The following is an 8,714-nucleotide window of genomic DNA, read 5'->3' as shown; positions in this document are numbered from 1 at the left end:
CCCGCCGCGGTGATCATCGCCCTGCTGATCACCGCCACTTACACGGTCTACTCCGTGGCGCAGTGGAACCGGCTCGCTACCCCGTCTTGGGACCTCGGCATCTTCACCCAGCTGGCCAAGGCCTACGCCGGCTTCGACGCGCCGATTGTGTCGATCAAGGGTGACGGCTTCAACCTCCTGGGTGACCACTTCCATCCGCTGCTGGTAATTCTTGGTCCCGCCTACGCGTTTTTCCCCTCCGGCCTGACCCTGCTGATTCTGCAAAACATTCTGATCGGACTGTCGGTCCTCGTGATCGCTCGGCTAGGCATCCGGCGGCTCGGCACGGTGGCCGGCAGCTGCCTCGGCGTAGCCTACGGATTGTCGTGGGGTCTTCAGACGGCGGTGGCCGCGCAGTTCCACGAGATCGCGCTCGCCATCCTGCTTCTTGCGCTCGCTCTTGAGTCGATGATCATCGGGCGGCTGCGCACCGCCGTCGCCTGGGCTGGACTGCTGGTTTTCGTGAAAGAGGACCTCGGCCTGACGGTTGCCGCGATCGGGTTGGTCATCGCGTGGCGGTATCGGGACCGGATCGGGCTGTGGCTGGCGGCGTGGGGCGTCGGCTGGCTGCTGCTCTCCGTGGCGGTGATCCTGCCGCTCCTGAACACTGGCGGCCAGTACGACTATTCAGACCGGATCGACGTTCGCGGGATGATTGCTGACCCGGTTGGCGCGCTGGTCACCATTTTCTCGGCCAGCGCGAAATACGAAACGGTGTGGCTGCTGCTGCTGGCGGGAGGCTTCCTGTTCCTGAGGTCACCGCTGTCGCTGATCATGGTGCCCACCCTGGCCTGGCGTTTCGTCTCGGGCAACGATGTGTACTGGGGCCCGGAGTGGCATTACAGCGCCGTCCTGATGCCAGTCCTGTTCGCCGCACTGATCGACGCAATCGATACCTCCCGCAGATCGGGGCGGCGGTGGCTGCGCTCGGCTGACGCCGTCGTCGTCCCCGCGGTGACCGTCGCTGCCCTGTTGTTGCTGCCGAGCCAGCCCCTGGGCGAGCTGGCCGATCCGGCGACCTTCCGCCAGTCCGAACGGTGGGCGACAGCGCACCAGGTGATGGCTCAGATTCCCGCTGGTTCGACCGTGGAGACGGGGGTGGTGCTGATGCCGTACCTGGTCCCCGACACCGAGGTGTTCTGGCTGGGCAACGATAATCCGGCGCCGGAATACCTGATTGTCGACGACCAGGACTGGAGTTGGGGTCCCACCCACCCGGCCGACGGGGTGGCGCATGCCGAGGAAACCTACCCCGGGGAATCCTACGAACTCGTCTTCCAGGAGAACGGGTACCAATTGGTCAGGCGGATCGGCTAAACGCCGGTAGCCTTAAAGCATGAGTTCAGAGCTACCCTCGCCTCGCGACGACAACGACCCTTCGGTTACTGCCCGCCCCGCGGCCGCAGGGCCCGGCGCGACCCCGGGGCAGGGACCAGCCCGTAGGGAAGTCACGGTGCGCCGTGCTCCGCGCTTTGCGCCCTTCATGGGCCTTGGCGTGCTGGTGGGTGTTGTTATCGCAGCGATCGTCGCCTACGCGGGCCCCGGCGACCCCACCCTGACCCGCGAATCCATCTTCGGATTCTTCATCATGGTGTTTGCGATCCCCGGCCTGCTGCTCGGCGCGCTGCTGGTGCTGGTGCTGGATCGGATCAGCGTCCGACGCTCCAAGCGGGCAGTCGCCCAGCGCACATACGACGACGACCAGTTCCCCGAGTAACCGGTGGAGCCGCAGACCCCAACGCGTGAGAGAATGATGCAATGGTTCGCGGTGACGGAAATCTTTCCCATGACCTTCTTCCAGGCGAGAAGGGGCCCCAGGATGCCTGCGGCGTATTCGGTGTCTGGGCTCCCGGCGAGGAGGTAGCCAAGCTCGCCTACTACGGTCTGTACGCCCTGCAGCACCGCGGCCAGGAGTCTGCGGGCATCGCCACCAGCAACGGTGAGCGGATCAGCGTCTACAAAGACATGGGCCTGGTCTCCCAGGTCTTCGACGAAACCACCCTCAACACCCTTGAAGGCCATATCGCTGTGGGCCACTGCCGGTATTCGACCACCGGCTCCTCCAACTGGGCCAACGCGCAGCCGACCCTCGGTGCCACCGCCGTCGGCACCGTCGCCCTCGCCCACAACGGCAACCTGACCAACTCGGCCGACCTCTACCAGATGGTCCTCGCCCGCCACGGCAAGCCCCGCAGCGGCGAAATGGCCCAGGGAAACACCTCGGACACCGCACTGGTGACCACCCTCCTGGCCGGCGACGACGGCCGCTCCCTCGAGGAAACAGCCCTCGAACTACTCCCCAAAATCAGCGGCGCATTCTGCTTCGTCTTCATGGACGAAGGCACGCTTTACGCGGCCCGGGACCCCCACGGCGTCCGCCCCCTGGTCCTCGGTCGGCTGGAACGCGGCTGGGTGGTCGCCTCCGAGCAGGCCGCCCTCGCCACCGTGGGCGCCAGCTTCATCCGGGAAATCGAGCCCGGCGAATTCATTGCCATCGACGAGGACGGCGTCCGGACCCGCAAGTTCGCCACGCCCACCAAGGCCGGCTGCGTCTTCGAGTACGTTTACCTGGCCCGTCCCGACGCTGCGATCGCTGGCCGCTCGGTGTACGAGGCCCGCGTGGAAATGGGCCGGCAACTCGCCCGCGAGAACTCAGCCGAGGCCGACGTCGTCATCCCCGTCCCCGAATCGGGCACCCCTGCCGCGGTGGGATTCGCCGAGCAGTCGGGTATTCCGTTCGCCCACGGGTTCGTGAAGAACTCCTACGTGGGCCGCACTTTCATCCAGCCCAGCCAGACCCTCCGCCAGCTCGGCATCCGCCTGAAGCTCAACGCGCTGGAGTCAGTCATCCGGGGCAAACGGATCATCGTGGTGGACGATTCAATTGTGCGCGGCAACACCCAGCGGGCAGTGGTGCGAATGCTCCGTGAAGCTGGCGCAGCGTCGGTGCACGTCAAGATTTCCTCCCCACCGGTCCGCTGGCCGTGCTTCTACGGCATCGACTTCGCGTCGCGGGCCGAGCTCATCGCCAACGGTGCGGCAGTGGAGCAGATCAGCAACTCGATCGGCGCTGACAGCCTGGCCTACATTTCCGAAGACGGAATGATCGCCGCCACCGAGCAGCCCCGCGAACGCCTGTGTACCGCCTGCTTCACCGGCGACTATCCAATCGCACTCCCGGCTGAGGAACGCCGCGGCAAGAATCTCCTGGAACGGGTTGATCCCGCCGACAATCCTGGCTCCAACGGCTGCGATCCCGGGCCTGACAGCGAGTTCGAGGCAGTGCTGACCGACGAAGACAAGAAAGAACGGGTATGACCTCCAACTCCCCCATCACCTATGCCAGCGCCGGAGTTGACGTCGAAGCCGGCGACCGCGCCGTTGAACTGATGAAGGACGCCGTCCGGGCCACCCACGGCCCCCAGGTCATTGGTGGGGTGGGCGGATTCGCCGGACTCTACGACGTGTCCCGGCTCCTGACCTACCGCAAGCCTCTGCTGGCGACGTCGACCGACGGCGTCGGCACCAAGGTGGCCATCGCGCAGGCCATGGATATCCACGACACCATCGGGTTTGACCTGGTGGGCATGGTGGTCGACGACATTGTGGTGGTTGGCGCCGAGCCGCTCTTCATGACCGACTACATCGCGTGCGGCAAGGTTGTCCCCGAACGTATCGCCGACATCGTGCGGGGCATCGCCGCCGCATGCTCGGTGGCTGGCACCGCCCTGGTGGGTGGCGAGACCGCTGAACATCCCGGGCTGCTCGGAGAACATGAATACGACGTCGCCGGCGCCGCGACCGGCGTGGTCGAAGCGGATTCACTGCTCGGTCCCGACCGGGTGCGTGCGGGCGATGTCGTCATCGGGATGGCGTCCTCCGGCCTGCACTCCAACGGCTACTCGCTGGTCCGCCGGATCATCAACCAGGCTGGCTGGGCGTTGGACCGCCAGGTTAGCGAGCTCGGGCGGACCCTCGGCGAGGAACTTCTTGAGCCCACCCGCGTCTACGCCGCGGACTGTCTGGATCTGGCCCGCTTCCTGCCCGTTGCCAACGACGCCGGTGTGCACGGCTTCAGCCACGTCACCGGTGGCGGTCTGGCCGCCAACCTGGCCCGGGTGCTGCCGCACGGCCTGGAAGCAACGGTGGACCGCTCCACCTGGGAACTGCCTGCCATCTTCAAGCTGGTCGCCGAACTCGGTGCCGTGCCGCTGCCGGACCTCGAACGCACCCTGAACCTTGGTGTGGGAATGGTTGCGGTGGTGTCCGCGCCGGCAGCAGACGCCGCCATTGCCCGGTTGACCGAGCGTGGCGTCCCCGCCTGGGTAATGGGCCAGATTGCAGCAGCCTCCAACGAGTCAACTGACGGACCGGATTATGTGCAGGGCGCCAAGGGTGTCGACGGTGGATCGGTGCGCCTCGTGGGCCAGTACGCCTAAGCCCCGCCCGCTTTCGAGCACAAAAAAGTGGGGTACCCGCAGAATCGCCGTTGCGCAACGGCTATTTTGCGGTTACCCCACTTTTTTGGTGCAGTGACTCAACCAGTGCAGTGAATCAACCAGTGCGGCGTGATCCGCCGTCGTCCTCGTCGTCGTCCACATCTGCGTACTTGTCTTCGTAAGCCGAGTAGTCCGGTTCAACCGGCTCCATCGGATCCGTAGAACGTTTGGAGGCTCGCTCGCCCGGGCCTGTGAGCTCTCGCTGCAGTGCCGTGTAATCAGTCGCGGGGCTGAAGTACTTAATGTCCCGAGCCTGCTTGGTAGCTTTTGCCTTTTGACGGCCGCGCCCCATGGCGTGACCCCCTTTTGCGTCGATCCGGAGGTGGTCACTGGGGCCTTATCGGCCCAAGGCTGCAGCGAGGCCCCGGAGTATTTGGTCAGTTTGTCGTACCTATAGATTACATGCTTTCCCAGTCTCCGCGTGCGCCCTCCCTGCCGCCCGAAAATCGCCGATCTTCGTCAGTACACTTGGTGCTACCGGCTCCCGCCTACTGCAGCCGAAACTTGGCTAAAGTCGTAGCAGAGGAGCCTGCAGTGAGGGCGGACGCACAAGAACGTAGAAGGCAGGGCGGAACATCATGAGCGATCAGGAGCGCACCCCGCGGGACTCCGAATCCGATCCGGCACAGAGCGGCGCTGAAGAGCACCAATCCGAGCCCATTCACGTCGCTGAACCGCAACTGGTTGACCCGGACACTGTGCAGCTCAGCGACGCCGAGGTATCCCCCGAGACGGTCGAGCCGGAATTGTCGGTCTCCGCCGACGACGTCCAGCTGGTTGAGCCTTCCCTCAACCCGGCACGGATCAGCGAAGACACCGCACGCGCTGCATCGCTTGAGGAAATCGCCGCCGAAGCCCGCCGTGTCGAGCAGGAGGCCCTGGATGCAGGCCTGCTCGTCGCCGGTGCGGTCCCGACGGCAGACCCGACAACGAAGGCCGCTCCCGCCGGGACAGCACCCGCCGGCGGAGCAGCGGGCGACACGACCGACGGGGACCCGGAGGCCGCAGCCGACAGCACTGATGGCAATCCTGACGCCGTCGACGAGCCACATGACGCGGAACCAGCCGACGCCCCCGAGGACGCCGGGGACACGAAAGACACCGCCATCCCAGACACCGAGGACGGCGGAGACACCGGCATCCCCGAAGACACCGGATACACCGACGCCCCTGACGCCCCCAAGGACACGAAAGACACCGCTTCCACAGACTCCACAGACTCCACAGGCGAAGCGGCCGCACTGGCCAGCACAGACACCACCCGCGCCCTCCCCAACTTCGCCGCCGACGGAGACGCCCCGGAGTGGACTCCCGCAGCCACTGATGAGCAGCGGTGGGACCGCCTCTTCGAAACCACGGGCCCCGCTTCTGATGCCAGTCCAGCAGTTGGGATTGATTCCGACACTGATCTGGAAGCGGACGCCGACATTCCCAGCCCGGTCCCAGCAGCGGCAACCGCCAGCACGGACCCGGCAGCCCTCCCCGCGGGAATGGGTGCGGCGCCGCCAACCAGCCCCGGCACACCAGCAGCTCAGACCGGCCCGCAGGGCAGCTACCCCGAGCAGCCGTCCGAGTCCCCTACCGAACCCACCGGAGGCCCCTACGGGCTACCCCCGGCCGGTACCCGGCGTCGCGACGGTCGTCAGGCGGCCAGCAACGGCAAAAACAAGCGGGGTCTCCTGATCGGCGGCGCACTCCTGGGGCTGCTGGCCCTGGGTCTCCTGATCTGGGGCCTGGTCGCCCTCATCACCGGCCTGACGGCGTCGCCGGAGCGGGAGCCCATTAGCAACGGCACGCCAGGCGCTGACGGGATCATCGCCGAGAACGTCCTGCCCCTGGACCTTGAAGAGGGCCAGTGCCTGCGGGACTTCGTGGACATCAACAGCACCTCAACGGTGGTGACCTGCTCAACACCCCACAACGCGCAGCTATTGGCCAGCGATTTCTACGCGGACGACGCCGAGTTCCCCGGTGACGACGCGCTGGCTCTCCGCGCGCAGCAGGTGTGCGACGGCGTCGACCTCGATGAAACCGCCGCAGCCCGCTACGAGAACCTCGAGCTCCTGCGCGTCACCCCACGCGAGGGCGCCTGGTCCGACGGCGACCGCCGGGTGGACTGCCTCGTGACCAGCGATGAGGGCAACGTCATCAGCGACACCCTGATCAACAACTAGCTCGTCTCGAGTACCTCGGCAGCAACGCTGAGGCCATCAGCATCAACCACCCGGTCCACCAGCACCGTATCCCCGTCGTTGATGGTTCCGGCCAGGATGCCCCGCGCCAGGCGGTCACCGATCTCACGCTGCACCAGCCGGCGGAGTGGCCGGGCGCCATACGCGGGGTCAAACCCGGTGAGGGCCAGCCATTCGCGGGCTGCGTCGGTGACGGTCAGGTTCAGCCGCCGCTCGTGAAGCCGGGAAGCGAGTGACTGCACCTGCAGGTCGACGATCCGGGACAGCTCCTCGAGAGTGAGTGCGTCGAAGAGAACCACATCGTCCAGCCGGTTCAGGAACTCCGGCTTGAAACTTGCGTTCACCACCGACATCACCGCGTCGCGCTTCGCGGAGTCCGTCATCGACGGGTCCACCAGAAACTGGGAGCCCAGATTGGACGTCAGCACCAGGATAACGTTGCGGAAATCGACGGTGCGGCCCTGCCCATCGGTGAGGCGGCCGTCGTCGAGCACCTGCAGCAGAATGTCGAAGACCTCGGGGTGCGCTTTTTCCACCTCGTCGAGCAGCAGCACGCTGTAGGGGCGACGGCGGACGGCTTCCGTGAGCTGACCGCCCTCCTCATAGCCGACATAGCCTGGAGGGGCGCCGACCAGACGGGAGACCGAGTGCTTCTCGGAGTACTCGGACATGTCGATCCGCACCATGGCGTGCTCGTCGTCGAACAGGAAGTCGGCGAGGGCTTTCGCCAGCTCGGTCTTCCCCACCCCGGTAGGCCCCAGGAAGAGGAAGGATCCGGTGGGCCGGTCGGGATCTGAAATCCCGGCGCGGGCGCGGCGGACCGCATCCGACACCGTCGTCACTGCCTTTGACTGCCCGATCAGCCGGGAGCCAATGACCTGCTCCATGTGCAGAAGTTTCTGGCTTTCGCCCTGGAGCATGCGCCCGGCGGGGATGCCTGTCCAGGCGGAAATCACCTCGGCGATGTCGGTGGCTGTGACGTCCTCCGCGACCATCGGCAGCGGAGTGTCCTCGGGTTCGGCGTCCTGCGCGGCGTCGAGCTCGCGCTGCAGGGTGGGAATTTCGCCGTACAGCAACCGGGAGGCCTGCTCAAGGTCGCCGTCGCGCTGGGCCCGCTCTGCCTGCGAGCGCAGGTCCTCGAGGGCAGCCTTCAGGTCACCCATCCGGTTGAGCCCCGCCTTTTCGGCTTCCCACCGAGCGTTGAGTGCTGCGAGCTTTTCCTTCTGATCGGCCATGTCGGCGCGTAGGGCGTGGAGCCGGTCCTGGGAGGCGTCGTCACTCTCGCCCGTCAGCGCCAGCTCCTCCATCGTCAGCCGGTCGACTGAGCGGCGCAGCTGATCGATTTCCTCGGGGGCCGAGTCAATTTCCATGCGCAGCCGTGACGCCGCCTCGTCCACCAGGTCGATCGCCTTGTCCGGGAGCCGTCGACCTGAGATGTAGCGGTTGGACAGGGTGGCAGCGGCCACGAGCGCCGAATCGGCGATGGTCACCTTGTGGTGCGCCTCGTAGCGTTCCTTGAGGCCGCGAAGAATACCGATAGTGTCCTCGACGCTTGGTTCACCCACATAGACCTGCTGGAACCGCCGTTCCAGGGCTGCATCCTTTTCGACGTTCTTGCGGTACTCATCGAGCGTGGTGGCACCGATGAGGCGCAGCTCCCCGCGAGCCAGCATCGGCTTCAGCATGTTCCCGGCATCCATTGACCCTTCAGAGGCCCCAGCACCGACCACCGTGTGAAGTTCATCGATGAACGTGACTACCTGGCCGTTGGCGGACTTGATTTCTTCGAGGACTGCTTTCAGCCGCTCCTCGAACTCGCCCCGGTATTTGGCCCCCGCGATCATCGAGCCAAGGTCGAGGCTGATCAGGGTCTTGTCCCGCAAGGATTCAGGGACGTCGCCGGCAACGATCCGCTGGGCGAGGCCTTCGACGACGGCCGTCTTCCCCACCCCCGGCTCACCGATCAGCACCGGGTTGTTCTTGG

At 65.9% G+C, this 8,714-nt stretch carries 7 protein-coding genes; 5 read left to right on the top strand and 2 right to left on the bottom strand.

What is annotated here, in order from left to right:
• The 4 genes from K728_RS0115230 to purM form a co-directional block, all read left to right on the top strand.
• The coding region (locus K728_RS0115230) for a DUF2079 domain-containing protein (RefSeq protein WP_019482176.1) at positions 1-1,356 on the top strand (1,356 nt) is incomplete at its 5' end.
• Positions 1,357-1,375: 19 nt separating this feature from the next.
• Positions 1,376-1,756: a hypothetical protein gene (locus K728_RS19645; protein WP_237715239.1), complete on the top strand. Its 381-nt coding sequence runs from the start codon at positions 1,376-1,378 to the stop codon at positions 1,754-1,756.
• A 41-nt stretch (positions 1,757-1,797) separates the two neighbouring features.
• Complete coding sequence (gene purF / locus K728_RS0115220) at positions 1,798-3,357, top strand: amidophosphoribosyltransferase (RefSeq protein WP_019482178.1); 1,560 nt, start codon at positions 1,798-1,800, stop codon at positions 3,355-3,357.
• Entirely contained in the window at positions 3,354-4,478 is a 1,125-nt protein-coding gene (gene purM, locus K728_RS0115215; protein ID WP_019482179.1) for a phosphoribosylformylglycinamidine cyclo-ligase, read from the top strand. The genes purF and purM overlap by 4 nt, the downstream gene beginning before the upstream one ends.
• Before the next feature lie 115 nt (positions 4,479-4,593).
• On the opposite strand, the gene K728_RS0115210 is transcribed toward purM, so the two are convergent.
• On the bottom strand, positions 4,594-4,830 hold the full coding sequence (locus tag K728_RS0115210; protein WP_019482180.1) for a DUF3073 domain-containing protein: 237 nt from the start codon (positions 4,828-4,830) through the stop codon (positions 4,594-4,596).
• 286 nt (positions 4,831-5,116) lie between these two features.
• Here K728_RS0115210 and K728_RS20245 point away from each other — a divergent pair, with 286 nt between their 5' ends.
• Entirely contained in the window at positions 5,117-6,712 is a 1,596-nt protein-coding gene (locus K728_RS20245; RefSeq protein WP_024477206.1) for a hypothetical protein, read from the top strand.
• Here K728_RS20245 and K728_RS0115200 read toward each other — a convergent pair.
• Positions 6,709-8,714: ATP-dependent Clp protease ATP-binding subunit (locus K728_RS0115200; protein WP_024477205.1), on the bottom strand; the 2,006-nt coding region annotated here is incomplete at its 5' end. The genes K728_RS20245 and K728_RS0115200 overlap by 4 nt on opposite strands.

Origin of the sequence: Arthrobacter sp. CAL618 (assembly GCF_000468215.1) — a bacterium.
In the GTDB taxonomy this organism is placed as follows: domain Bacteria; phylum Actinomycetota; class Actinomycetes; order Actinomycetales; family Micrococcaceae; genus Arthrobacter_D.
Note: the sequence above shows the minus strand (reverse complement) of the source record. Positions and strands in the feature narration are given on the sequence as shown.